Source organism: Desulforhopalus singaporensis, assembly GCF_900104445.1.
In the GTDB taxonomy this organism is placed as follows: Bacteria; Desulfobacterota; Desulfobulbia; order Desulfobulbales; family Desulfocapsaceae; genus Desulforhopalus_A; species Desulforhopalus_A singaporensis.
Genome location: NZ_FNJI01000036.1, coordinates 11836 through 38591 on the forward strand (window position 1 = coordinate 11836; position 26756 = coordinate 38591).

28 protein-coding genes and 2 riboswitches are annotated in these 26756 nt (G+C 44.5%); of the genes, 18 read left to right on the forward strand and 10 right to left on the reverse strand.

Going from position 1 to position 26756, the window contains the following annotated elements:
• The 14 genes from BLQ17_RS18520 (at position 1) to BLQ17_RS18585 (ending at position 10354) form a co-directional block, all read left to right on the forward strand.
• Complete coding sequence (locus tag BLQ17_RS18520; protein WP_092225587.1) at positions 1-1020, forward strand: hypothetical protein; 1020 nt, start codon at positions 1-3, stop codon at positions 1018-1020.
• Positions 1020-1799, forward strand: a complete 780-nt coding sequence (locus BLQ17_RS18525) for a hypothetical protein (protein ID WP_143005551.1) — start codon at positions 1020-1022, stop codon at positions 1797-1799. The genes BLQ17_RS18520 and BLQ17_RS18525 overlap by 1 nt, the downstream gene beginning before the upstream one ends.
• Positions 1796-2626 carry a hypothetical protein gene (locus BLQ17_RS18530; RefSeq protein ID WP_092225592.1) on the forward strand — a complete coding sequence of 277 codons (831 nt, stop codon included), beginning with the start codon at positions 1796-1798 and terminating at the stop codon, positions 2624-2626. Before BLQ17_RS18525 ends, BLQ17_RS18530 begins: the two co-directional genes overlap by 4 nt.
• Positions 2623-4551: a hypothetical protein gene (locus BLQ17_RS18535; protein WP_092225594.1), complete on the forward strand. Its 1929-nt coding sequence runs from the start codon at positions 2623-2625 to the stop codon at positions 4549-4551. The genes BLQ17_RS18530 and BLQ17_RS18535 overlap by 4 nt, the downstream gene beginning before the upstream one ends.
• A 296-nt stretch (positions 4552-4847) precedes the next feature.
• Positions 4848-7031 (forward strand): LamG domain-containing protein, encoded by a 2184-nt coding sequence (locus BLQ17_RS18545; RefSeq protein WP_092225598.1) that lies wholly within the window; start codon positions 4848-4850, stop codon positions 7029-7031.
• Positions 7028-7543, forward strand: a complete 516-nt coding sequence (locus tag BLQ17_RS18550) for a hypothetical protein (protein WP_092225600.1) — start codon at positions 7028-7030, stop codon at positions 7541-7543. The genes BLQ17_RS18545 and BLQ17_RS18550 overlap by 4 nt, the downstream gene beginning before the upstream one ends.
• Positions 7543-7848, forward strand: coding sequence for a hypothetical protein (locus BLQ17_RS18555; protein WP_092225602.1), 306 nt, complete (start codon positions 7543-7545; stop codon positions 7846-7848). The genes BLQ17_RS18550 and BLQ17_RS18555 overlap by 1 nt, the downstream gene beginning before the upstream one ends.
• On the forward strand, positions 7845-8075 hold the full coding sequence (locus BLQ17_RS18560) for a hypothetical protein (RefSeq protein WP_092225604.1): 231 nt from the start codon (positions 7845-7847) through the stop codon (positions 8073-8075). The genes BLQ17_RS18555 and BLQ17_RS18560 overlap by 4 nt, the downstream gene beginning before the upstream one ends.
• Positions 8076-8077: 2 nt before the next feature.
• Positions 8078-8431: a hypothetical protein gene (locus tag BLQ17_RS18565; RefSeq protein WP_092225606.1), complete on the forward strand. Its 354-nt coding sequence runs from the start codon at positions 8078-8080 to the stop codon at positions 8429-8431.
• 62 nt (positions 8432-8493) lie between these two features.
• Complete coding sequence (locus BLQ17_RS18570; RefSeq protein WP_143005552.1) at positions 8494-8946, forward strand: hypothetical protein; 453 nt, start codon at positions 8494-8496, stop codon at positions 8944-8946.
• Between the two features lie 4 nt (positions 8947-8950).
• The gene (locus BLQ17_RS22340) at positions 8951-9130 is read left to right on the forward strand and encodes a hypothetical protein (protein ID WP_143005553.1); all 180 of its coding nucleotides are present in this window, start codon (positions 8951-8953) and stop codon (positions 9128-9130) included.
• A 32-nt stretch (positions 9131-9162) separates the two neighbouring features.
• Positions 9163-9582 carry a DUF1353 domain-containing protein gene (locus BLQ17_RS18575; RefSeq protein WP_092225610.1) on the forward strand — a complete coding sequence of 140 codons (420 nt, stop codon included), beginning with the start codon at positions 9163-9165 and terminating at the stop codon, positions 9580-9582.
• Positions 9583-9594: 12 nt separating this feature from the next.
• A complete protein-coding gene (locus tag BLQ17_RS18580; protein ID WP_092225612.1) occupies positions 9595-9972 on the forward strand; it encodes a hypothetical protein in 378 nt (125 codons plus the stop codon).
• 1 nt (position 9973) lies between these two features.
• Entirely contained in the window at positions 9974-10354 is a 381-nt protein-coding gene (locus tag BLQ17_RS18585; protein ID WP_092225614.1) for a glycoside hydrolase family protein, read from the forward strand.
• Between the two features lie 361 nt (positions 10355-10715).
• Here the strand turns inward: BLQ17_RS18585 and BLQ17_RS18590 are convergent, their stop codons facing one another.
• The 10 genes from BLQ17_RS18590 to BLQ17_RS18635 form a co-directional block, all read right to left on the reverse strand.
• Positions 10716-11735 (reverse strand): tyrosine-type recombinase/integrase, encoded by a 1020-nt coding sequence (locus BLQ17_RS18590; RefSeq protein WP_092225616.1) that lies wholly within the window; start codon positions 11733-11735, stop codon positions 10716-10718.
• Positions 11736-11903: 168 nt separating this feature from the next.
• The gene (locus BLQ17_RS18595) at positions 11904-12422 is read right to left on the reverse strand and encodes a thermonuclease family protein (protein ID WP_092225618.1); all 519 of its coding nucleotides are present in this window, start codon (positions 12420-12422) and stop codon (positions 11904-11906) included.
• A complete protein-coding gene (locus tag BLQ17_RS22710) occupies positions 12419-12595 on the reverse strand; it encodes a hypothetical protein (RefSeq protein ID WP_176761310.1) in 177 nt (58 codons plus the stop codon). The genes BLQ17_RS18595 and BLQ17_RS22710 overlap by 4 nt, the downstream gene beginning before the upstream one ends.
• 329 nt (positions 12596-12924) lie before the next feature.
• Positions 12925-16113 (reverse strand): matrixin family metalloprotease, encoded by a 3189-nt coding sequence (locus BLQ17_RS18600; RefSeq protein ID WP_143005554.1) that lies wholly within the window; start codon positions 16111-16113, stop codon positions 12925-12927.
• Positions 16114-16194: 81 nt separating this feature from the next.
• A riboswitch (cyclic di-GMP riboswitch) is annotated at positions 16195-16268 on the reverse strand.
• A 418-nt stretch (positions 16269-16686) separates the two neighbouring features.
• Positions 16687-16992, reverse strand: a complete 306-nt coding sequence (locus BLQ17_RS18610) for a putative quinol monooxygenase (RefSeq protein WP_092225624.1) — start codon at positions 16990-16992, stop codon at positions 16687-16689.
• Between the two features lie 277 nt (positions 16993-17269).
• On the reverse strand, positions 17270-18691 hold the full coding sequence (locus BLQ17_RS18615) for a hypothetical protein (RefSeq protein WP_092225626.1): 1422 nt from the start codon (positions 18689-18691) through the stop codon (positions 17270-17272).
• 110 nt (positions 18692-18801) lie between these two features.
• A riboswitch (cyclic di-GMP riboswitch) is annotated at positions 18802-18875 on the reverse strand.
• Positions 18876-19321: 446 nt separating this feature from the next.
• Positions 19322-21601 (reverse strand): hypothetical protein, encoded by a 2280-nt coding sequence (locus BLQ17_RS18620; protein WP_092225628.1) that lies wholly within the window; start codon positions 21599-21601, stop codon positions 19322-19324.
• Between the two features lie 501 nt (positions 21602-22102).
• Positions 22103-22957, reverse strand: a complete 855-nt coding sequence (locus BLQ17_RS18625; protein ID WP_092225630.1) for a restriction endonuclease — start codon at positions 22955-22957, stop codon at positions 22103-22105.
• Positions 22958-24112, reverse strand: coding sequence for a ParB N-terminal domain-containing protein (locus BLQ17_RS18630; protein WP_092225632.1), 1155 nt, complete (start codon positions 24110-24112; stop codon positions 22958-22960). It abuts the gene before it with no gap.
• A gap of 602 nt (positions 24113-24714) precedes the next feature.
• Positions 24715-25395 (reverse strand): LexA family protein, encoded by a 681-nt coding sequence (locus BLQ17_RS18635; protein ID WP_092225634.1) that lies wholly within the window; start codon positions 25393-25395, stop codon positions 24715-24717.
• A gap of 120 nt (positions 25396-25515) precedes the next feature.
• Here BLQ17_RS18635 and BLQ17_RS18640 point away from each other — a divergent pair, with 120 nt between their 5' ends.
• The 4 genes from BLQ17_RS18640 to BLQ17_RS22950 form a co-directional block, all read left to right on the forward strand.
• Positions 25516-25713, forward strand: coding sequence for a hypothetical protein (locus BLQ17_RS18640; RefSeq protein ID WP_092225636.1), 198 nt, complete (start codon positions 25516-25518; stop codon positions 25711-25713).
• A 100-nt stretch (positions 25714-25813) separates the two neighbouring features.
• Positions 25814-26281, forward strand: coding sequence for a hypothetical protein (locus BLQ17_RS18645; RefSeq protein ID WP_092225638.1), 468 nt, complete (start codon positions 25814-25816; stop codon positions 26279-26281).
• Entirely contained in the window at positions 26278-26505 is a 228-nt protein-coding gene (locus BLQ17_RS18650; protein ID WP_092225640.1) for a hypothetical protein, read from the forward strand. Before BLQ17_RS18645 ends, BLQ17_RS18650 begins: the two co-directional genes overlap by 4 nt.
• A gap of 12 nt (positions 26506-26517) precedes the next feature.
• Positions 26518-26756, forward strand: a 239-nt coding sequence (locus tag BLQ17_RS22950; RefSeq protein ID WP_218121842.1) for a hypothetical protein, incomplete at its 3' end; no start/stop codon positions are given.

Genomic DNA, 26756 nt, shown 5'->3' on the forward strand with positions numbered 1-26756 from the left:
ATGCAATCAAGCGATTTAGTAGTTTTTTCAGCACTATCTAACGGGCGGCGCTCGAATACAGTTTTAACGTCCGGCTCACCGGAAAACGTTTTTCGCAAGATAAAATCAAGTGAGCGGATAGCCGGAATCACGCTTGCGGTAAAAACTCACTGGGGACTGAAAAACACCGACAATTACGCCCTACAGGACCCTGAGACATATCACGACAAGCCGACACTGAGCCCCGATGACTATGTCGTCAAGTGGGAATCCGCGCAACGAATGGCAAACGATGACAGCACACTAAAAACCGAGCTTGCCTCGAAAGACCTTTTCGGCTCTGCCGATCTTGACGCTGATATTACGGCGGGGGATTCAACGTTTGACGTTGTTGTTAAACACGCAGACCTTCTCCCAGGTGGAACGCACGATATTTTTCAAGACGGTTACGCCTGCCGCATCTGTTCTCACTCAACAGCAGTTGCAACGGACGGGGCCGAGGAAGATTTTACCATTTCAGGCACACCGACATATTCCGGCCTTGTCGTGACTATCACGAGATCCGGGACGTTTACAAACTCGTATACCGTTGCGTCCGGGGCTCGCGTGTCCTCAATGATCCAGCCAACAGCAGACATCGAGCCGACCAAAACAACACCAGTTGCCACAACAGCGGGCGACGGCGACGTTGATGACACCACATATCCGATTGAGCTAGATAATTACGGCACGGTCGAACAGGATTGGACACTCACTTTTACCGACGCGACCCACTACACGCTTTCAGGCGATACGCTCGGCACGCTCAGTTCCGGGGTGATTGGCACGGAATTTACCGAAACAAACTCGGATGTTTCCAGGCCGTACTTTACGATTCCAGTTGGATTCTTTACCGGGACATGGGCTGCTGGTGACACGCTTACTTTTACCACTCACCCGGCCACAATCCCAATCGGGCAATTACTTGTTGTCCCAGCTGGTTCCGCATCCCTTGCAAATAACGTCTGTACAACCGTTCTCGGCGGGGAGGCTGCCGGGTAATGCCGACTATCGCCCTGCCGATAACATACGGTTTGCCGGACAGTAGCCGGAGCGCCGGAATGGTGCTTGAACAGGCTCGATGGTCCGGTATTGGCAGGGTGACGCGGCTCAATCTTGTTCAGGCGCTATCCTCGTCGCTCTATGACACGGAAGGTCCTGACGTAGATTGTGGTGTTGAGGATGATAACAGCTTCGAGTCTGGGCTCTATGCTTATCCGTATGACCTGGCCATGACATACGATATCGGCCTTACTCACGGCTCATTGTCGGAGATGGTCGTCCAGGAGGTGACTGTGCGGGAGTTAGTGCAGTTTTCCCTCGACACCGAGCAGTCGCTAAAATATCCGGCACAAAAAATCATATCATCAGAATGGGCCGCTACTCCATGGGGGACAGAAGGTGAAGAAACTGACCCTCCGGCAATCAGTGTAGAAGGCAACGAGATCGCAATCTCAAAACCGGTTTACGGCTCGGTTGCTGTTGAATATCTGGCAATCCGGCACTCGCGACAGATGCGCATATCTCCCCGCGCTGATGCGGTCGAAGATGTTTTTTGCTCATACGCTTGGGCTAGATGGGTTGGCGGCTGTGAACTGCTGAAAATCGAACCGCCTCCGAAGGCTGAGGAATCCTACGCCATCGGTGTAACGTGCTTTGGCGGCGGACTGCTGCGATCCGTGGATGATGACAACACTCCACAGGACCCGACCGAGCGGAGCCACGAGCTTGAGGTAAATGTGGACTACTGCACTCAAGTTGCAGACGAGGAGGCAGCATGATAGCCGCGTTGCCGATAACGTATGCTGTGCCGGAGGCGTCCACACCTGATCGCGGCGTGAACTGGATGCGACTTGAGCAGAAATATAAGGCAGAGGGCCAAGACGCAGACCTGAACGATTTGTCTCAAATGCTTGCGCGGGCCAGGGCCGGCCGGTCTGCCTTTACGTACGTCAAAGACGCGTGTCCGTGGGCGACGATCGACAAAGGGGTCGTGACTATCGAGCTTGATTTTTACCTGTGGCCGTCGTCGCTTGATCTTCGCTATGACCTGACCGTCAATCAGGGCGAGCTATCAGGTCCGGAAATTATCACTGAGTACGTGTCGTTTTCGGTGCCTTTTCAGGGCTCAGATATAGCCGAACTGCCGTACATGTTTAGCGGTACTCTCGTGCCAGAGATGCCGTTTATCAACTCAGACGGTGAGGTTTTGCCGACGCAGCAGATAACACTGGACGGCTCCGTAGTTCGACTATCCCAGCCTTGTTGCACGGTGTTGCGGGCCAATGGCATGGCGACCGGCTATAAATACACGCTGACCCTGGAGATCGACAAGGGCCAGGATGAAGGCGCCACATCTATCAGCAGCCTGTCTGTAACGGCAATTGCGTCGTGGACCGGAGATGACGGCGCGGCCGAAACGGACACACTTGACTTTGAAATCCCGCCATGTGTCGAAGAACTCCTTGCAGACTGCTCCGATGGCGGCCTTGTTGGGATGATCGGCTGCGCTGGGCGTGATTGTGACAGAGAACAAGATATCCTGAAAGTTTTTTACTCGGTCTGTACCGGCGATGAGCTCGGCACGAGATGGGAGAAAAACGAATGAGCAACTCATCACTCCCTATCCCATACGGCAGCACGGCGCAAGATATCAGCGCCGGGCGATTTATCAGGCTGGAGCAGGTCGGTGTCAAAACGACCGCTACGCGCGGCGAGGTTGCCGAGTTGGTCGACGAGCTGTTTAGTATCGATCCATGCGTTGAACCGGAGGAATCGGCAGAGATACAGGCGCCGGAAGAGGAAGAATTCACCGAAACTGTCCAGAAAAAATTCGACCTGTCGCTATGCGATCAGGACGATGGCGGCAACTGGCTGTGCCAGGTGAAGGTGTGGTTGTCAACTCCCGGCGATCAATTCCAGTTGCGACTCGATAACGGCGAGGAGCTGCAACAGGCGATAGTTGGAGAGCAGGTTAATCGTGGAATAACAGTCAAGGACGCAGCGAGTTTCCAACTTGAACAACCTGTTATCTGCAATTCCTCTTTTGCCTGGCTTGGTTCTGTCGTGTCTCAGGACGGCGTTGAATCTGGCCCTGCAATCGAGCGTGACGGCAACACCCTGTACTGGGGCAAGCCGGTAACTGGAGTTATCGCGGCATCATATCAGACCGAATACACCATGGTCGACTTGCTGATCTACGGCGACGACGACCAGCAGCCTGTGGATTGCAGGGTACTCGGTTTTTACCGAGGTATTGTTGAAGATATCGACTTGGAAGTACCTGACAAAAAGGATGACGACCAGCTTGCCAGAGAAAAATTTTGTGGACCACGCCGTGAAGCTCTGATCGATGTTGTCGACGTAACAAGACCGCCTTGGATCACTGATCGCGTTGAATACAAATGTCGATGCAGCGGGAAACACCACCACTACGAATACGCAAACGAGCCGACTCCTGCAGATGTCGGGGCTGGAGAGTACAGGTTTCCTGGAATCACCCGTAATGTTTTTGGCGATTACGTCGATTGCAACGAGGAAACAGCAGGCAGTCTGGCGGAGCCAGAATATTACCAGAGTGTGTGCTGTGATCCGCCAGATATTGCGTTGCCGAAGTGCAAAAAAGTCTATGTGAAAAATACCGGCGGGAAAGACTTGGACCCTGTTGCTAAGCAGGAATATATAGAGCGATACGGGGCTGATGTTGTCCAGTTTGTGCCGGTTAGCCCGCCCGATGGCGACTGCGGTTTTATCGTTTATCAGCAGAAAGTTGACTACAAATCGTGCTGCGACGAAGTGGTTGAGTTGGAATGGAACTATGACCGCTCCGCAGAGGTTTTGCCGAATGACGGGTACGCGGCTGTTTATGTGATTGGCGGCAGGGCTCCGTACACGTTTAAAACAACGGCGCAGGGGACTTTTTTTGGCAACGGCAAGAAAACGATAACGTCAATCTCTTCGCAGATCAGGATTTACTCCGATACATCTTTTTGCGGGTCGACCGAAGTCAGCGTTACCGATGGTTGCACCACTGCCACAGAGTTTTTGCGGTCGGACGTTGGTCAATGGGTCGACCTTGGGTACGACCAATGTATGTTGCCAGGGCACGAAGTAGGCATCGATTGGTCAAACTTTAGCCCTACAGCGGACTGTTCGTCAATTCCCGGGGGGGACGCAGAAGTTACAAAAACCAAAGGCAGGTATAAGCAGAATGAACGAGTCGTACCGTATTGCGTCGGGGGATTTAGTGCTACCCTGTACTCGGATTGGTTATGGGCAATAGAGACCACCGATCATGAAACTCGCTGTTCCAACCTTGAATACGTGAGGCAGGATATTCACCCTGACCCGACCGACTATACGCCATGTATGGACTGGAATACCATTACCTATGTGGGTAGGCCGTCTTTTTCGGTATGCAGTGAAAATCTTGGGTACAGGGTAGGCGTGTATGTATATGCCTACGGCGGACATAAAATAAACGGAGAACATCTTTTAAGCGCAACTAGACAAGCATGGGTGTGGCAATGTTGAATTTGGGTGCATATAGCGAGCGGGATTTGCAACACCTGCTGCAACTGTTGAAACAGATGCACAGCAGCAATAAAAGCGTGCGGCAAGGGATGGCCGACGTTGGACGAGAGATTAACCGCATTAACGCCGAGCACTCCAGCAACACAGGGAAATTTCATCTACCTGCCGGGGCATACACTGACAAATGCCCCGAGTGCGGTGGACTGACAAAAGACCGAGTTGACGAAGATACTGGCGAGATGGCGCGAGTTTGCCAGCAGTGCTGGTTTAGTTGGATTGTTGAGTAGAGGGCAGACATGGCCGGAAACGACGAATACACAAAATTACTGATCCACTCAGACGACACTGACGGATCAACAACGTTTACCGATAGCTCCACCTCTAACCATACATTAACTTCTTACGGGTCAGCGCATCACGAGACCGATCAGGCGAAATTCGGAGCGTCGTCTATCCGTATCGGGGCGGTTGGAGATTATATCACATTGCCTGACACCGATGACGTGCATTTTGGCTCAAGCGACTTTACTATTGATTGCTGGGTCTATATAGACAGTTTTGCTGACTACAGGTCAATCTTCGGGCAAATGCCGTCATCGCCAAGCGCATCCAATATTGCCACGTATCTGCGCATAGAGCAGACAACAGGGCAAATATTTTTCAGGATAGGAAATGGTTCGAGCGTTTACACGCTGACGACCACTAGCAGTATAACTGCTGCAACATGGCATCATATTGCATTTATCCGTTACAACAACACGCTATATGTGGCCATTGACGGCACGTTTGATGCAACAACTGTCAATGTTTCTGGGGTCACACATCTAAACTCCAACTACACTCCAACAATAGGACGACTCGGTGACTACACCGGATTTACGCTTGCTGGATACATCGACGAATTTAGGATTTCAAAAGGCGTTGCTCGGTGGACCTCAAATTTTACTCCACCTACGTCTATATACACAACGGCGGCGCTGCTCAGGGCATTATGTAATCAGGTTTATGATCTGGAGGGCGCGCTGCTCCGAATGCTGTTTGATCAAAAATACGACATCAACGAGGCGCAGCGTGCGCTTTTTAATCAACTGATATCGCTGCGGATGCTCACATCTTTTCGCCAACTCATTGGCGATATGCCACAGTTCCGCATGGCGTTTGACCAGCGTTTTGGCGATTGCTTTATGATGCGCAGGATATGTAACCAGGCGATTGATAACGCTAATCGATACCGGACCACATTCGATCAGATTTGGAGCTACCCAAAGGCGTTGCGCAGCATATTTGCGGAAAAATACGGCCTCGCATCGCACGAAGTCAGGGCGCTGGCCGATCAACAGTACGATCTGCTTGATAAGGAGCTGTTGCGGTCCGTCCTTGATCAGCTATACATTCTGGCCAGCGGCTTCGGTGTCGTCCAAAAAGCTGACATCACTATCACATGCAACGGCGTCGAGCACAGGTCAGCCACAAACATCATGCTGGAACAGGACGACGCGCAATTTTACTGCATCGGATCACTGCAACTCGCAAATCAGGCCGAGTACTTTCAGTACGGGAAATGGATGGGGGGGGTGACTGTTCAGATTGGCGACGTTACGGCCAACCTTATGACCGAGATCCCGTACATATCAAGGCCGGAAGTGGCAAACGACACATATATCGTCCCGCTCGTCTCTCCAACAAAATTACTCGATGCTCCGCACAACAAACTTGTCGCGCAAGAATTTTCCGGCATGGCCTCGGAGATCTGCGCCGCTCTTGCCACTCCGTTCGACGTCGATTGGCAACTGGTTGATTGGTATATCCCGGCAGGGATTTTAACGTCGACCGGCGAGTCGGCAATATCTGTTATTAAACGCATTGTCGGCGCGGCTCGGGGAATAGTTCAAACTCCGCTTTCTGGCTACACGCTGATATGTCGCCCAGAGTATCCGGTAAGCCCGCCGAATTGGGGCAGCGTTGAACCGGGGATTGAACTGTCTGACCAAGATGTTTTTTCCTCTGTGATACCGAATCCTTCGCCGAGGGCAGGGCATAACGTCTTCTTCGCCAGCAATCAGGAGTTTGCGAGTGACGGCGTAAGCATGGAGCACGTAGAGATATCGTCCAGTGTCAAGGAGGTGCATGTCTTCATCACGCCTTGGAGTGACCGCTATCAAGCCAACCTGCTGCACTCGGGAGGCTCGTGGGTGCAAGTGATTGCCAACGGCGTTGTCGCCGAGGAAATCACCGAGCAGATAGAGATTAAAAATGGCTCCGGGCAAACATCGAAACCGTGCTTCGAGCTGATCGACTACGAATGGGGATATCGAGACCTTGGTAATTTGTCGGTTGTTGAAAATGGCACGGCGACGGCCGACGACGAGCAACATAGCCTTGTGACCGTGACGTATACAACAAAATACTGGTCGTTCACCGCAACGGACAACGAAATAGAAGACGTACAGTTTTACCCTGAGGTTTTGGAGATCGCATGAATACGAGCGAAACAACAATAATTGTTCCATTTGGTGACGGGGTTGCCGGCGATTCCGGTTTTATCCGAGCAGAAATCGACGCATCAAAACACGCTGACTCAAACGGCAATTTGCCTAGTGAATTTGCCCCAGGAACAGAGGTGTTTTTCTGGCTCCACTACAACGCGGCAGAGATAAAAATCAACTGCGTGGCTGCTACAGATGGCGGCGACATTCAGCGAATCGGCGAGGTGACACGGATAAAAGAGCAGCAGATCACGTTTGCTGACACGGAACCGGTAGAGCTCTCGTATTGGCCGAAATCAGACCCGACAGTAACGAAATGGTATGGCAGAACATCGGCGCTCACGTTGAACGGCAAGCAGTTGGCCGCCACATCTGCCCCATGTCTGGCAGATATAAGTTATCCGATACGGGCGGCACAGTATAAACACCGGCTTGTCTCTGGGGTATCGCTCTCAGCCGGGGATAAATTTTACACGGCTGCGATTATTGACTACGAGGAAGTGTAATGCAGATCACGGTTAAAAGGGCGCCGGCAGACAACCAAGGGCCAAATATCATTGACCACCTGTTGACCAGTGATGTTGTTGGTGTCGCCAGATGCCGTGGTGAGATTGATTATCACTCGACGGACCGCGACGAGCCGAACTGTAATTGTCCGAAGCATGATTTTATCGAGACCGGGACGATTGCCCGCGTCGGTGACAGGTATGGATTGTGGGCAGGCATGGTTAGGTGGTGCCAGTTGACTGTGACGATATCCGGCGACCACTACGCGGCCAATATGTCGCTCAACATCGAGAGGGAAGTATGAACGACGCGTTGAAAAATATTTTTAACCCTGATCGAAAAGTAACAATCTTTGGGACCGTGAAACAGAGATTGTCTGGCTCACGGTATATTGTCGAGGACGTGCTCGGAAATATCGTTCCGGCGCAATCCTCAGACTATTATCCAACCGGGGCGAGCGTTAGGGTTGAGGACGGCGTGATTGTCGGACGTGGTGCGTTGAATGGAGAACATAGAGTCTATGAGGTGTGAGCGTGAAAATTAACGCATCAGAATTGCGGGCAATATTGCCACAATCCAGGTTCGGAAACTTCCTGCTGGACAGAACTTATTCCCTCCCAACTGGGGATGAAATCCGGCAGGCGGTTAATGATTTTATCATCTCTAGGGGAAATTTCGACTACGAACTGGACCGGAACGACTGCGACAACGCTGTCTGGGATCTGGTCGGCGAACTGTCGAAACACGGTTGGACTGTCGGGCTCTGTGTGACAAACACCCACGCGGTCATGGGCTATGTAACAAATGATACGCAGGTCGGCTTTGTCGACGCGATAACGGGCTTTGAGCTTAACGAGCCACAAATTAAATTAACGGTATGGCCATGAGAAAGACTGTCTATTTGTTGGTGCTGTTGCCGGTTCTAGTTCTATCCGGATGCTGGTCCCAGATGTCTGAGAAAGCAGTAATTAAGCTCTACGATGCGGCGGGGAATGTAACCGCTACAATCACCGGGGCGGCAGTACAAAGGGACCTTCTCTATACTGATCAGCATAAGAACCGGGACAATCAAACAGCAAAGATGTTTGCTAAGTCCGGGGTCCAGGTCAAGATGGAGATGATCACTCTTGCCGACGGCAGCAAGGCGTATCTGCCGAAGGAATTTTCTGTGCGCGGGGAGCCACGCTTTCAGCAGAATCTTGAGACAAGGCCTCCTGACCATCGCGGCTGGCAGACTGCTGATAAATTCGTTGATTTGTTGACATTCGGAACCGGGGCTTATTTCTTAAATGATTTTGGAAAGCATTCAGTGAGCAGTGGACGTCCAAGTTACCAGGGGGATTACAACTACCAGTCGTACAATCCGCAGACGGCCCAGCCATACTTTGCCCCGGTGGAGTAGATAAATGACTCAAGGAACTCCAATAGAAACCACGGTTCGCAAAGTAGGCGCAGTCTACGTGCTGAAAAATCCAGAGTGCAAAGAAATTTGTTCGGTGCTTGATGATAACAACAAGCTTGTGCGCCCCTGTAAATATTACGACTACGGGACGCATGGCCTTGAGTCGTGCCGAAAGGATTGCTGAGGCTGATTTTATTATCCTGGGGAGGATAAATTTTGAAGATTGCAAAAAAGATCATCTACAAGACCGCTGAAAAGTACCTGCAATATCTCTCTGACCGCAACGTTGATACAGAGATCCATATGAAGCAGGGAAAGGACAATTCTGTGCTGGTGCTGACGCAACCTTTCCATGCTTACGGGGTCACGGTTCCGGCAGGCTACAAATGGAACGGGGCCAGCGCTCCACCAGGTCCGGCGCGTCTCGTCATTCCGAAATTTCACAAGATGATCAAGGCCAGCTGCCGACATGACCGAGCGTGTGAACTGGCAAAGAATAAGTTTGATCGATTGCTGGCCGATATCGTCTTTTTCCTCATGGCATATGAGGTTGAGGGCATGAAATTATGGCGTGCCGTGGCCGGGCTGGCAGGGGTCCGGGTCGGCGCTCACCTGGGAATAGGGAACAAATTTTAATCTGGCGTTTATATGGAAGGTGGCAGATTGGAGATAGACGGCAAAACAGCACTTACCGGGGCGGCGTTTATTCTTACATGGATTGCGCAGGTCGTTTCCCACGTGAGACGAGACGAGGCAGTAAGGTCCCAGGTCAAAGCGAACAGCGAGGCAATAGAAAAGCTGACCAGGATGCTTGCCAATGAAAACGGGGAGCCGCATTTCATCACTGAAAACCGGTGCAGCAGGACGCAAGAGTCGTGCAATAAACTGAACAATGAACGATTCGCACAGGTAGCAAAGGAGCTCTCAGACACCAACAAAACGCTTTCCTCGCTGACAGAAAAAATGGATTCATTGCGCGGCGATATCCTGGAATATCTAATCAAAAACAAGGTGACAAAAAACTGACATGGACTTACTCGACGACCTAAAACGACACGAGGGTTTTTCTTCGCACCCGTACCGGTGCCCTGCAGGAGTTTTGACCATAGGATACGGATTCACCTACTTGACCAGGGAAGAGGCACACATGGTGCTTAAAACGAGGGTTAAACACCTTCGTAATCAGCTCTTGCCTTACATGGCAACTCTGTCTCCGGCAAGGCAGGATGTGCTGGTAAACATGGCCTTCAACCTCGGGGTTGAGGGCCTTTTTAAATTCCGGAGGATGTGGGCGGCGATCAGGGCCCAGAATTTCGATCTTGCGGCAACCGAGATGCTTGACTCAAAGTGGGCCCGGCAGGTTGGTGGCAGGGCAAAAGAGTTGTCTGAGAAAATGCGTAAAGGGTGACTTATGTTTTTGATAGCAGAAACAAATAAATGTCCGTCGTCGTGTGAAAAATGTTACGGTATCTACCAGCCATGGGAGCGTAGTGGTAAATTATTGCAATGTACAGATGATGAACTTAAACATGGAATGCGTGATATAATTAATAAGATCGTCGCATCGTGTGACAATGAGTGTATATCTGTTAGAAAATAGCTGGTCAATGTATGACCAGCGTAGTTTTTGTAATACTTTGAAAACACAATAAAAAAACACAAGAATAACGCCCTTCGGGACGCTGGGGTCGGAGGTTCAAATCCTCTCTTCCCGACCATTTACATACCAAAAAGTTGGGGCATAAACTTAATATGCCCCAACTTTTTTTTTATTCAATAAGGTCAACGGCATTTCTCTTCTGCTGGTTGCTGACATGCTGATACACTTTGATCGTCATGTCCGGACTGGCGTGTCCTACTATTTCCGATACTGATTTCAGATCAGCTCCACGTTCGAGCAGAGTGGTTATAAATGCGTGCCGGATATCATACATCCGTAATCGTCTTGTGACGCGGGCCCGGTTTTTAGCCGTACGCCATGCAGTTTTTAAGCTATCTATACTCTTTCCGTTATAGTGCACAAGGTAAGGTACAGATTTCTCTCCATCTTCGTCATACCATGCCTCAAGGTGCCCCATGATAGTCTTATTGAGAGGGACAACACGAACAGGGATTCCTCCCTTATCGGCCGACAGCACTGTTAAAGTCCTGTTGATAAAATCGACCGAATCCCAGGTGAGGCGCAGCAGCTCTTCCTTCCCAGGGCGCAGTCCGGTATGATAGGATATCAACATTGCCCGTTTCATGTGCGGTACAGCACAGGCGAGTATTGCATCAAATTCCGCTTTGGTCGGTGGCTGGATTCGTGCGTCGTCCCTCTTTGGCATTTCAAAGCCGGCCATCGGATTGGATGATATCAGCTTCCTATTGACGGCCCAGTTTAGCACAGTCCTGATATCGCTAATCTCTCGGTGGACAGTGGTCAGTTTTACCTGTCTGGCTCTTTTGGAGACATATTTGTCAAGGCGTGCAGCGTTGATATTGTGAATCATGGTTTGACCAAGTTCAGGGATTATCACGCCATTCATCTTGATTGCCAAATTATTGAAGCTAGATGGGGCAAGTGAATGCTCTTTGGCTTCCATGTATGTATTGACCAATTCGACGAACAGGGGGCTTTTTTGAACTATTCTGTGGCCTAGGTCGAGTGAGGCGTTGTATTCTATGGCGGCAGCTTCTGCTTCCGGACCACGGCCAAAGTATTTTTTGTTAGTATTTGGTCTGTCTAGATCCTTGCCTTTAGGATAGCGACAAATCCAGCGACCGTCTTTTAATTTGTGGACTGACATAGACACTCCTTTATGGCCGACACATCCCGCAAGAATCGTATACTGCCATGACAGCTTCTTTCCTGCTGGTGAAGGACTGAATGCAGTTCTTGCAGTTATATTTACGGCAGTCGACGAAGTAAACTTGTGTGACTTCACATTGCCATGGTAGGCACCATTGTCGGCAACTTAATTGTTTGCTGATTTATGGACGCAGCTGCTGTTTTTTGATCCCTTTCGCCACTGCCAGGGCGGTGTCGGATCTGCGTTTTTCCATAGTCCCAATTGTTGGGCCCGAACTCGGGCCTCTATATTCTTCCAATGGTTGCAGAATGGAGCGTTGCAGTATTTATGGTATTGCCAGGCAAGACCGTTTTCAATAAGGCTTTGGTTTATATTGACGTCGTCGACTGTAACGACACCTACGGCCCGGCCGTATCTGTCTGTATCGTAAATTTGCACGTGGGCAGTTTTATTTGCAGCTAGATTTGAAGTATGTCTTTTGGCAGCCCGGCCGAAGTGCTGCTTACTTTCCGGACAATCTATCCCGTATAATCTGATCTGATGCTGCCGTTGCTGTGCATCAAGGATTGTAATTGTGTCGCCGCCGGAAATGCCTACAACTTTACCGGTGATAGTCTGGGCGCCTATAAGAAAAGGAAGCAAAAGGAAAATTATGAGAGTCAAAAGGTATTCGATCTTCTTCATAACAATCCTATTTTTCTCCAGTATCCTTCAATTTCTAGTTTGACCTTAAGAAACTCAAACAGGTCCGGATCCTCATCTTCCCGCTCCAGGAACTCAGCTAAGATAGCTCTCTGTTGCTTAGCCCCATACAGGCTCCATTCTTCAAAGAGGTCTTCTAGTTGCTCTGAAGTCATTGAGTGTGGTCTCGCGTATCTCAAACAAGAAGTTATACTTCAATTGCTTGAGACTTTGTCAGGAATCCAAGCTACACCTCTGATATATGGCTGTCAACAGAAAGGATACTGGCAGGAATCAATATCATTAAATATCAGTGTGTTGAGGAGATTTCTCAGTCTTTTATAGGTACAAGGCTTTGTTGTCTGAGACGCCAACTCGTTGGAGATTGGAGCAGAATTGCTAAGTATAATGGAATGCTTGAAAGAATCTCAAAAATTCAGCACAGACTACGGATCTGGTTATGATTCGCATAGAAAAAAATTCTTTAGATTGAATTAAAGAATAATTATGGCCAAATTTCATAATTTACTTCTGCGCTTGTAGCACCGCAGGTTAAATCTACTGCCCAATATTGATATATACCAGGTCCTGCATCTGAAGGGATAGGCCATACATGCTCAAATGTTCCGTCAATGTCGATTGATTCTATCGTCGTTGGGGATAATGATCCATCGGGCCTCCTGAAGTGTAGTTCAGCTAATCCATTAGGGGCAAAATCCCACCCAGATTGATGAAGTGTATCCACTCCTCTTGTTCCACTTGTAGAGCTAACTTTTGGTGCAAGAGGAGTGATTTCATAATTTACAACTGGGGTGCTGATCTCTGTTGTTAAATCTACTGCCCAATGCTGATAAGTGCCAATTGCGGCATCTGAAGGAATTGGCCAAGCATGATCATACATTCCATCTTGGCCAGCTTGTACAATTATAGTAGGGGATTGGGAATCATCAGGCCTTCTAAAATGTAGCTCAACTAATCCATCAGGGGTAAATCCCCATCCTGTTTGAATTAGCTCTTCTATGCACCTTGTTCCACTTGTAGAACTAACTTGAGGGTCAGGTTCATAGATAAAATGTTCTAGTGCGTTTGATTCATTACCATACTTATCTTGAGCTGCTACTCTATACTCATAATAATTTCCTGGAATTAAGGGAGGACCATCATAAGGGAAAAAGGGTTCGCTTGTATTAGAAGGTGGGCTCCAGACCTTTATAAAATCATCACTTTCATTAAATAACCCTATGGAATATATAAAGTCAGGCTCGTCAACGCCTGTCCATGTGAAAGTGATGTCACCAAAAGCTGCGCCAGCAGGTTGGAGATTTGTAGCTGTTTGCTCTATAAAACGTTCGATGACTGTTTCCTGAGTAAATGGTGGAGTTCCATCTTCTTTTAAACTGATTTCAAAGGTATAAGTTGCTGGCGCTACGGGAGGAATTGACCCCAAATTACTATGGGATGCGTTAGCCCACTCACCAGGGCTATAAGCTTCATAAACTAGAGGAATTGATCCTATAATGCCTGGTCCTGTTACTATTATCGAATCTACTAGACCGTCTGGATCATCAGCGAATAAAGCTATATAAAAATCATTTTCAAAATAGAATGAAAAACCATTGACTTCAATTTCAGGCACAATAACGCAATTATCAACAATACCATTTGCATTTACATTGTTAACTGCTGGAAAACGATCAAAATTATCCAGGCTTATCTGGCTATGGGTACCAGATGACAAATGAAATTCATTCGAAAGACCGAGGCCACAAGCATCCACTTGACCTTCAATAAAATTGCCCGAACCCATGGCAATACTATTATTAAGCAATATTGACTCACCATCCATCTTTTGACATGATATATCGTAATTTCCGTCCAAATAATATGTACTGATTTGACGATCTTCGGGATCCCCGTCAAGCTGTCCATTCTTATTATTGTCAAACCATAAACGATATCCAACTTCACCTGTGGTGTCTAATGGAGTCCATGTTTCAAAAAGGAAATATAAGGTGTTTTCATTTTTTGCCAGTTTGAGACTTTTTATGTCAGTACCCTCAGGACAAGATTCTTCTTCACAACCTACAGGTGATAATGCAATGGGGGGAATTTCACTCCAATCGTCAAATAGTCCATCAATTACTATGCCTGCATTTGAGATTATCGTTTCCGGGTTACATCCCTCGTCAATATCACCGTATCCTATATCTCCTGGGCATTGATTGTCTTGAGTGTCGCAAATTTCAGACGCTTTTGGATATATAAATTTATCGTTATCATTACAGTCATGATAGGCAGGGGATCCATCATCATCAGCATCTACACACGATGTAGTAACGTTATATATATCTGCAATGTTTATTTCATCTATATAATTCAAATCCACACACGGATCTCTTTCAATGTCTCTTGGAGTAGTCTTAGCCATTACAGGGTTATTGTTTTTACAACGAGGGCAAAAATATTTATCGCATTTTTCATCATATTCCGACACGTTACACCGATGAGCCAATCCTAAAGCATGACCAATTTCGTGAAGAGCGACCTCTTCTATACTAATTTGATTTTCAGCTAATTTGCATGAGCTTGATGTCCAAATGTAATCGTTTGTTAGAAGTTCATTTATATTAAATTCGATTTTATGAGAAATCTTTGACGTGCGTGCAAAAATTCGTTTACATTCACTCCATGGCAAATCTTTATTCGATTTAATTTCTATATCCACTTCTTCTGATATGTTTTCTTCTTCAATGAATCTAAGCTTGTTGCCCAAACTTTTTTCCCAAGTTGAAAAAGCTCTTTTTATAGAATCATGAAAATCAGTATTGAGACCAATTATTTTGTACTTAACAAGTGAGCATTCTGGAAAATGAGGGCAATTTACCGATAGAGGATTATCAGGGTTTACACAAGCAAGCCATTCAATGACGCCGTAAATAGAAAAATGTTCAATATCGACAATAAAGCAATTTAAATATTCATCAAAAAGTGTTGGTACTAGTACCCAATCATTTGTGGTCTCGTCATAATAGTAAAACAACTTATTCGTAGCTCCACGAGATGGAACTATTAGTTGGATGCTTTTTATAAATTGCAAACTTGTTGGTTGCAACTCAAGGATATATTCGAGACTATAATCTTCAGGAAGGCTAGGGATGAAGCTCGGACTATTAATAGAAATTAATTTTTTTTCTATCAAAGCCCCTTCAGGGATTACTAATTTGAGATTTTCTAAAGGACTATTAGGTCTTTCAATTAGAAGAGCCCCCCCCTCCGGCCCAATAAACGCCGCAGCTTCAGCATCTATTTCCTGGTAAACCCCCACACGAACAGTGCCTCCAGGCTTGCTCTTCAGTTGTACTGCCAGCTCATTCTCACCTTCTAATAGTTGAACTTCAATTTCAACATAATCAACGTTTTGATTAAACATCTCTGGTGTGGTAACATTGACACCGTTAAGAGAAATCATTGTACTGCTTACCTTCTCATTTGTGTCATCATTAGCACCATTATATATTTTCAATAAGGCTGGACCGATCACTCCTGGGAAAGTTACTGTTTCTGTTACTGGTTCACCCGTGCCTCGCGTGAATGCCCTGTCACTAGGATCAAGACAAGTAACTTCTACCGCAGAAGCGCGGTTAACAAAAATACCCAATAACATTAGTATAATTAGAGCGATTCTTTTTAACATTTTATCGTCCTCAATTTTAGCAATGTATTGATGACATAGATTTTTCAGGTCAAAAAACAAAAAAGCCGAGCTACCTTGTAAAAAGGCAACCCGGCTTTCTCTAAAGATCCGTAGCTTTCCGTCCCTGTCTTGCGGCAGGTTTGGCTTTATCTTTTAATGTTAAACCATATATTGATTCTTCATTTTACATTGTAATTTTCGTGAAACGCAATACCACAACGTGGTAGTAGCTATAGCTTGTCGAAATTGTTAGGTAGTTAAGCTAATATTTTTTTGAAATTTGATAAAATCAACGCCCGGTGCTACTGGAAAGCCTCCAGATAGCAGATAGTTTGAGAATGAATCTCAGGAAACAATTTCCAGCTCGAAATTAGTGAAGAATAGTGCTGGATTACATCGAGCGTAGCATGGTAATACCAGGACCCCTGGCCGATTGATCCTGCAAAAAATGAAGCATTATAAGGATCGAAGTTCTTCCAGAGAAACCCTTCGTATTGTTGAAATGGCCAATGCATACATAATTATCTCCTCAACTGTTTGTTACGGTACATGGTTAAAAAAATTAATGACAGCTTATACCTGTTTAAGAACCTTGATTGACAGATCAGTAACAAGGTGTTTTGTTGCTTCTCTGTACGACAGCATATGGGGTGTTGATAAATGTGCTTTTAAATCCTCTAAACTAGCCCATTTTTCAATTATTGTTACTCTATTCGCATTCAACTCCTGGGGGGCGAAACCTGTTGGAACATCAATGGTTGGTGCATACTCAATACATCCTTTCTCTTCAAGAACATTTGGGATGTTGGCTTTGAAAATTTCAATAAATTCTGAGATGTAGCCTTCTTTAATCTGTATTGATGCAAGTACATGTATCATTTGTTTTTTCCTTATTTACAACGCTATGGTATTTATATGAGGTCTATATCATGTATTTGATATTTTTCCGATGCTTAGTGGTTTGGTGATAAGACATCGCTTTTTCAGGTGCTGCTGAAAAATCACCTATTCTGCTGGAATTCTTTTGACCCGACTGACAAAATTCTACCTGTGCTACCTAGATTCTTGCAACTTTTTTTGCCAGCTGCCTACGCCTCTTTTATAGCGGGATTCAGTTCATGCGGCAACTCCCCTGACACTGATGGAATCTTTTCTCTTAGTTACAAATGCTAATACTCTCCCCTAATTTTATCAGTTTTTGTCCACTTTCCGGCAAAAGTTGTCCAGTAGATATCTCAGCGTTTATTTGATTTATAAAGGCGTTAAGCACCTTACATGCTGGAATTGTATGTCCAACATTGGCGAACCGAATAAATGCTTCTAGCTTGACAAGTATAGATTTGCTACTACGTTCATCCATTGCTCCAGATGATATAAGGTTCCTGATTAAAATCATTATTCTTTCTACTTCTTCCTGGGGCGTTTGAGGAGGGATAGGTACTTCCCACAAGGTAGCATGAGATTCTATATTATTAGCTATAGAAGCGTGTCCAACAATTTGACCTTGATCATTTATTACTCGATTTGATTGATCACTGTTATTACTAAAATCCCCTCCTAATGTACCAAGTGCTACCATTCCATTTTCGATTGTCCAAACAAATGATTGATGACCGCTTTCTCCTACAATTTGAGCATAGTTATTTATGTCAAATGCTCCGCTATCATCAGCAACTGGATCTAAAGAACCAAGTCCGATCATCCCAGTGTCAGCTGCCCATAGAAAAGCGCTCATTTTACCTGAACTCGTTGTACTATTGCCAACAATTTGGCCAGCATCATTTACTCCTAGAGCCTCACTAAAATCTCCCCCTAAGGTGCCAAGATCTAGCATGCCATCTTCTGTAGACCAAACAAAAGCGTGCATATCCCCTGATTCAGTTTCACTGCTGCCAACAATTTGGCCTAAGTTGTTTATATCCCATGGATCTGTCCCCTCTCCTCCCAATGTTCCGATTTCGATCATACCGGTTTCAGCACTCCAGAAGAAGGTTAAACCTCTACCGGAAGATGAAGTAACCCATCCCATTATTTGACCAAGATCGTTGATAGCGAGTGCTTCACTATAATTCCCTCCTGTTGTCCCAAGATTCACCATACCTGTTTGGGAAGACCAGAGAAACGCTCGATACCCTTCTTGGGTAACGCAATACCCCACAACTTGTCCCAAATTATTTATAGGACCTCTTTCACCGGGTTCACAATATTCACTACCTTCAAGTGAACCCAGTTCCATTATTCCAAATTCTTGTGTCCATTTTATTGCACTTTTTCCAACAGGTAATTGCCTATAACCCGTTACCTGACTTAAGTCATTTATCCCGTTAACCCAAATATTATTACCAAGGTCGACCATACCATTTGTCGGTTCCCAAAAAAAACCGTGTCGCTCACCTGAATCAGTTTTGCTCGTACCTATAATTTGTCCAAAATTATTTATTGCTATTGCCAAGCTATAATTTCCACCTAGGGTCCCAATATCTATAGCTTGGATTTCTTGGCAATAGCCAAGTTGAACAACTATTGAGTAGTAAAAAAGAATTGATACGAATATGAAAGCCGAAGATATTTTTTTCATTTTGGTTTCCGTACTAGAATATTAAACATTGTTTTTCGATATAGTAATTGAAGAAATTTTTTGAGTCGCTCCCTCCTAGTCTGAAAATAAAAAGCCGAGCTACCTTGTAAAAAGGCAACCCGGCTTTCTCTAAAGACCCGTAGCTTTCCGTCCCTGTCTTGCGGCAGGTTTGGCTTTATCTTTCAATGTTAAACCATGTATTGATTCTTTATTTTACATTGTGATTTTCGAAAAAATCAATACTACATTGTGACGCATGATATAGTTTGATGGAATTGTTAGAGAATTGTGATAATATTTTTGTGGAAAAATTTTCAAAAAACAGTGCTCGGTGCTATTGGAAGGTTTTCAGATCGAAAATAACTTGAGAATGAATCAATGGAGGCTATTTATAGATCGAAGTTCGGAAGAGTCGGTTCCTGCTTAAATGAATCAATACCATCGAATGTCATTCCAGTTGGTTGATTCTTGTCTCCACTGCACTATTGTGGATCTTAGTAGTCAAGAGGTAAATAAATAGGTTATTGCAAACGATAAGGGAGGCATGCTACAAGGAACGAATAATAAAGATCCATTATCACACAGGACAATTCTTTGAATGTTTATTTATTCTGGAGTAACCAAGTCGAATCAAGGCATTTCCTGGCGGACAATTCCCGGCGACAAAATTTCAGCAATATCCTCCAGGAGTAGGCGCAGCTTTTCATGATCGGCCTGAGCAATTTCCATTTCTATAAGTGATGACCAATGTCCCTTCCTGTACAGTGATGTGGCACGGTCGCGTATCTGTCTTGCGGCACGGTCACGAACTTCTTGCTCGGGAGCGGTCTTACCAGAAAGAAGTTTTTCTATTGAGATCATGAGATCAATAATCCGTTCGCCACCGCTCAATAGTGCAAATACTGCGGCACCGCAAAGCCCTCGCTCAAGGACACCCCAACCAGTTTGGTATCTTCCGCCTTTGAATGTCCAAAACAATAGAATCTCACCTATTTCCTTTGCGACCTCGTCAATTCCGCGATTATGTGCGTCCATTGCAGCTTTAAATAAAATCTCTGTTATTTGAAAATTCTCTATGAACGTAACGGTTTCCATATCCTCGGGAATCCAGGTCAGGGTGTTGATCAACCGACGAGCATGTTTCCGGAGTTCATCTCTAGTGCGCGGATAACATACCTCAGCGTTTGACACAGCCAACAGGATTTCGGTTACACCTGTTATCCAATGGATGATATCGAACGTGAAGTGAGACTTCGCCTTTATAGCTTCAAGAAGCAACTCTTTTTCTGTTTGATAAAGGTTGTTTGCCCACTGCTCGATATTTCGTATAACTGTTTGGACATCTTCATTGTCTGCCTCAGCTTCTGAGATGGCGTTGACTAGTGTTACCAGTTGTGCCCGTAAACTCTGCACGTTTGTCGAAGAGTAGTATGAACCTAGAAATGTGCTGTGGCTGCTCAACAAAGGTGTATCTGGAACTTTAAGTAATAACTTCACTACTAAAGCTACATTCCTGCGGACTTCCTCGACCGCGAACCTGATGTCGTGATGTTTAGAGCAAAGTAGTGCGAAAGTCAGATCTGCAAGCTGTGTCACCCCTACCATCGTTACCGGTCTATATTCTTTTTTCGCATAACCCGTACAAGCAATCAGAGCGATCTTTTCACTAAGCGTGACAATATCTTCTGGACGCCCATGGACAAGCAGGTATTGAGCAGCTCTCCCCATGAGACGCTGCCCTTCTAACAAAACATCTGCCATATTGTGGGGAACAACGGACTCAATTGCGCTTGCAAGGTAACCAGCAGCAATATGTGCATGGCTTTTCGAAGCATATAGATTTGAATAATCTATGCCGAGATACACCTGAACAAGAGTTGCCATTACTTGTAATGTCTGCTCGATTTGTTGCTCATCCTGGCGCGCAATGCCATTTTGTATATTTTGTCGCAGGTGTTCAAGTGTGTCGTTGATAAAACCGTCCGTGGCCAGAGGATTGTCGATAACCAAATTGTTGGCATAAAAGGTTTTCCCTTTGGCATCAATATATGCTTTTGTGATGGCTACGACCGTGTTTAGTGCTGCTCGAGAAACCTCGTGATCTCCATGCTCTGCATAGCGTCGCGCGAATGACATGGCATGTCGGGTCGCTCGCCTTGCACCATCAGTCCAATGTTTGTTAATTTGGAAAAATATTGTTCGAGCCAAGTCGTGAGTGGAATCAATAGGTGATGCTGTGGTACTTGTAGTTCCTTCTTGATCTAGAAGGGGTATTGCGCGTTTTGCTCGTTGTGCCCAAATCCGAAATTCTCTTCGGGTGTCCGTTATGAGTATCCCAAGCTGTTGTAATGGATTAATGAGGGTCAAAGCACGCCGATAGGCGTACATGAACAAAGCAAGTATGAATATGATGGCCCAGGTAGCAAAAATCACAACAAAAACTATAGGGACCTGGTTTATTAACGTCGATAATATAGAGACGGTGATTGCCAACAAAAATGCCAACGCAAATGCACCGAGCAGCCTCGAATCCGCACTTAAACGGCGAAATAATCCGTGAGGCATGCGTTCGATGTTCACCTGCATGGCAAACAATACAAGTGATGTAACAATAGCTGCTGCACCTAGCAGTGCTGTCCCAACATTTTGAATTAAACTGCGTAACCCATTAATCGCTTGTTCTGTCCCGTAGTAGTCTTCAAGTATATCCTGTAGTAGTGGCGACACGTAAAAACTAATGACTACAAGAAGAAGCAAAACTGAAACGAATACTATACCACCGTATCGTTGCTTCCATTCTCTGAGCCAATAATTAACTTGATAAAGATGTTTATATAGTGTTGCAACTTTCCGCAACACAGCTTTCTTCGTCCGCGTGAATACTGACTTGATGGTCTCAGGTACAGACATTGGTTGTTGGTAACAAGGTAATAGGACACCACTTAATTATAAATCCGGCGGGCTTTTTCATCAGCCACAACACACACTAACTGTCTGATTTTAAATGTTTTTAAAGTTACAAATTTAACCTAAATGCCCACCGGATTGATAGTACGCCCTGACGTTTCTTAAAATCCTCTACAGTACATCTAATATCAGCAACATTAACTTTTTACATCAATTTGAGCATTTAGGTCTAAATTTTTAAAAAATTCGGCTGTTTTTTCTTAGCATTACCCCAGTCCATAGGATTTTTTTCTCTAGTGATATTTTTTTTGATGCCAAATCGCGAAGCTATTAATCCAGCGGCAAAAGAGGTTTGATCTTGCCTGAGCCATGTGTCCGGTTTGAAATCTTATTCAGTTGCCACCTGAACCTCGAATTGGAATCGGTAAAGCCGCCAATTTAATAGTCAGACTGTCAAGTGAGTTGCGAGATTCAGCGAGTTCGATGTGATCCGATTTTAATCATTCATTCATCGAGTCTAGCTCTTAATTCATACTCAAGCGACTTGGCCCTTTCTTCAGAGTGCAGATGGCAATAGAATTTTTTTGAACACGCAACGACCTCAGCAATATCCCTGCTGTCAGATGCAATTATTCCATAATTTTTGGCTCGATCTAAAGCACCACTTTGAAATCCAGAATGAGAAATAAACCACCCGAGGATAGGTCCCCTTTCACGGCGAAACCAATCTGGTAGAATTTTTATCATTTTTGGAGTTAAGCTATATACATCCTGTAAAGTCTGATTAAATTCCTTAATAGAACTAACCTGAACAGGTGATTCATATTTTTTACATTGACCTATAATTCTTATAGGACCATTAATGCCAAATAAAAAATGAGAATCATCACTAAACTTTATAGATGCAATAAAATCAATACCAGCTTCATTTCCAGGTGGTGTAAGGTGAACTTTACTCGCACCTAACAATTCAGAGACGTAACAACCCAATGATTCGTATCTTCGAGCATTCTCTTTATCCAAAATCTTTAATAAACTAGGTATTGCTTTAAGTAGTTGATTCTTTTTTTTAGACAAACCATTATTTTCGGAATTCACAAACCAAGTGAATTTTTTCAACTCATTATCAACTATAATAGCTATAGGCTTAATTCCTTTTTTTTTGTCGTCCTCTATTAGATTTTTAAAGCAATTCCAATATCGATTTACTGAGGAATCTAAATATTTATCTAGCAGCTCACCATTTTTACCAAGTGCAGTAGAAACTGCCTCTCTCAAAATTACTGTAAAGTCTTTTATTCCGGGTTCAGGAATACAACGGGTAAGATATTTTAAAATTTTCTGCTTGTCGCTTGCCATTTATGATTCCAAAAGGTCATCGACTAAAGTTTTCAAAGATTTAAGTTTGCTATATAATTTATCTTTTTGATATTCGTCTTTTAGCATTTTAAAAGGAACATTATCCAAGGACTTCAAACAAGAATCTAGAGAATTGTAAACATCGTCAACAGGGTTCGACTTCTTTTTTGACTCTGCTTCATACTTGCTTTGCAAAGCTTTACTGTACGCTTTTTCCAGATCACCTTCTGTTCTAAAATATTCAAAATCATTGCTTGAATTTCTAAGCAAATAGGAAAGGTTTCTAGTGTCTCTACTGCTTTTTAATTTCCTTTTTCTCCAATCACCTAAAATATCACTTTCATCAAAGTCATCTTCTAGGTCTTCATCATCTCTTGGGTACAACCAACTTAGCAGTTCGTTAAAGTTAAGTTCATTTTCTAGTTTCTTTTCATTTTCATTCCACTCAAGCCATTCTCTTAATGGTGCATTACTTCTGCTGAATATTTCTTGAAAGTACGGATAAGCTTTCTCATCTACTTCTCTCGTATAGTCTGATTCATTTTTTGCTTGTTTAAAAGCATAGTATCCTCTTGCCCATTGGCCGGCTCCAAATGCACTTAGGCCAAATCTTTTGCCAACTTGAGTAAGATTCAAACCCTCTTCATCCATCAAGTTAACAAGTAACTTTGCTTTGTTAAAGGAAGACCACTCTTGAACTCCCATTATGTGACGAAGTCCTTGAAATATCCATGAAGCTTCAGAATCAGACCCAGTATAAATAAGGCATGGTATTAAACTTAATGATGATATTATATCATCATCAACTAACCCATTATTCTTTTTCCATTTATCCTGCAATTCTTTTGCAGCACAGATTCGCCTATTTCCTTCCAAAACAACATATTGATTTTCTGAAAACTCTTTAACAATTACTCTATCGATCGGAAGATAGCCATTAACCTCCATATTTGAAATTAATTTATTTACTGCAAATTCTGTTATTAATTTATGTTTTACTTCCTTTTGTATTGACTCATCATTATATTTTTCGACAGGAACCTCATCCCATGACATATTGATAAACCTAGGATTGTTGGGATCAAGGAAAATATTATCTAACAACAAATCATTAGACGTTAGTTCTTGAAATATGGGGTAAGTATTTTCAGTCATTCAAGCCTCTCTTTATATGGTCAAGATAAAGTTTTAATGGTTTTAAACAGGCAGATTTAAGTTCACCGTTGTGCGTTAATAAGTCCGTGTAAAATACAGTGAAGCGATATTGAAACGTTTGGTTAAGTTTTATTTTCTTCAGCCATAAGTCGTAAAATTTCTGCCAAATATTCTCTGGGATTATCAAGAATTTCTGATGGGTATCTTTTCTTTAATTCTTCTTTTGAACACTTTTTTATTTCTAATAATTCCTTAAGCGTTGGTGAGAATTTTACTATTCGATGAATAGCATGGTCTAAATTTCTTCTGAATAGTTTTTCAGCAATAACATATTCTTGAATGATAAATGTCTCATCTTTCCAATATACATAGATGCTTGCGTTTTTTTATTATTTATAAAACCTATGCCTCGTATAAAGGTATCAGTATCATCTTTTTTGCCATTAATCTCCTTGCTGCCTCCGCAAATATACGTTAGGAATTAAAACAAAACACCTATACAACAGTCTGTCAATAAAAAGAAAAATACAAAAGTGATTTTACTACGATGCAGTAGAATTGAGAAAAATTATTGTTTCACCCCATACCCTAGCCAGACGACCTTAATATTTCTTCCTCTTCTCCACAACCACGCCAACAATATGCAGTTCTTTCCCAGTCATATCGATCACTGGATAGCGCTCATTTAACGGTTTGAGGTAAACGTTGCCTCCGTCGATTATCAGTTGCTTGAACGTAGCCTCTTCACTACCATTCTTCACGATCACATACTTTCCGTTGATCGCTTCAACGCCTGGATCAACAGTTACTATGTCACCCTCGGAAAATTCTGGCGTCATGGAGTCACCACGGATTTTGAGCGCAAACGCGTGAGGATGGTTTGTTTCAACGGTGATAATCCACTCATCTGAGTCTCCGGGTTGAAACGGGTCTTGCACTTCCTGCCAAGATCCGGCCTGCACCCAGGATATGACAGGTATCTGCTTTTGCGGGTGATGTGGTAGTGGGGCCGGTTCTACGTTTGAATCGGCAACTATTTGTCTTTGAGAGGCATCATCAATATCAAGCGATACTCCAAACATTGACCCATTACCTGTAAGCAACCATTCTTTGTTACATCCTGCTGCTGCTGCAATTTTCCTAATAGTGTTTGCTCTTGGTTTGCGCTTTCCATTTATCCATAAGCTAACAGAAGACTTGTCAACCTTAGCATAATTCACCAAATCCGCATTACTCCAACATTTTGCCTCTAGAAGAGCAGATAATCTTTCATTGAATTTCATAAAATTGACATTTGTTTGTTTTTGAAGTTGACATATGTTTGCGTTCTGGATATATAATTAAACAACAGACGCAAACAATAATACAACACAAAGCAACACAAAAGCAATAAGGGGCACGCAATGAATTCTATCTGCCGAAGAATGTGGGACAAAAACCTGACAATGAGAAAATGGTCTGAACTGAACGGATTTAACCACAGGTATGTCCAGGTTGTTATTTCCGGCAAACGAGGCTCGTGGAATGCCGGTAAAGCAAAAAAGATCAAGCAGGCCCTTATTGATCAAGGATTTGCAACAAAGGAAGAGGTGTATCAGTAACTGTTTACGACACACTGGTCCTAACATCTTTTGTATGTAATCTGGAAAAGTCGTTTTCATACCAGCAACTCTAAGCAGGGAAAGAGAAAGAGAAATGTCAATGAACGAACCCAATTTGCAACCCTGGCAGATATTTCACATAGCTCTGAAGGCATTTGGCCCAAAGATCATATCTGCCTGTTTTGGTAACAAGGCGTCAAAGTATTCACGATCAGGTTACGACTGGGCGCAGGACCCTACATATACGACTAAGCGCTGCCGCAATCCGCTCGAAATGACTCATGACTTTTTCAGCCGACTTGTTGCTGCCGGTTACGGGTATGTGGTGAGGTCAGCAATACGATACCTGGAAACAACACTTGAGCCAGATCTGAAAATTCCTTCACCGAAACGGATTTTATCAACAGTGGAAAAGGAGATGCTCGCAGATTACCCGGCTCTCAACGCGTACCATCAAGCGATTAAAGACGATTGTCAAATCGAAAAGATAAAAGCCTGTGAGCAAGAGGCAATAGACGAGATCCGTAGAACCACCATCAAGGTCGAACAGGAACGAGGACAACAATGAAACCACTTCCCCAAGCGGCCATAACCGCCGATAAACTCAGGAGAATGGCAAAGGAGCTTATTCTCCAGGCAGAAGAGCTTGAGGTAGCATCTGGCGTGAATGAATACCAGCCGACACGCCATGTTGAGTTTGAGTTTTCGCCGAAAAAATTGAAGGAACGAAAAGTAGGAGCTGGAAGGCAGCAACAAAAAAAGACTCGTAAAGAGAAAATATCAAAAAACTAAAAGGAGATGAATATGGAAAACGCCCTGACAGTAATACCAAAAGAAAAGAGCCCATTGACGGCAATCAATGAGCTCGGTCCCCGAGACAACGGGAATGTTCAAAAGACAACACGAAATATAATCCTGGATCAGTGTAATGGCAAGGTGAATTACCACCTGATCAGGGCGCTGTTGAAGATCATTCTGGTTCAGCAAAGATTTATTTTTGCAACATATCGACAACCAGGGGCAGTGGTGATCCCTGATGTGTG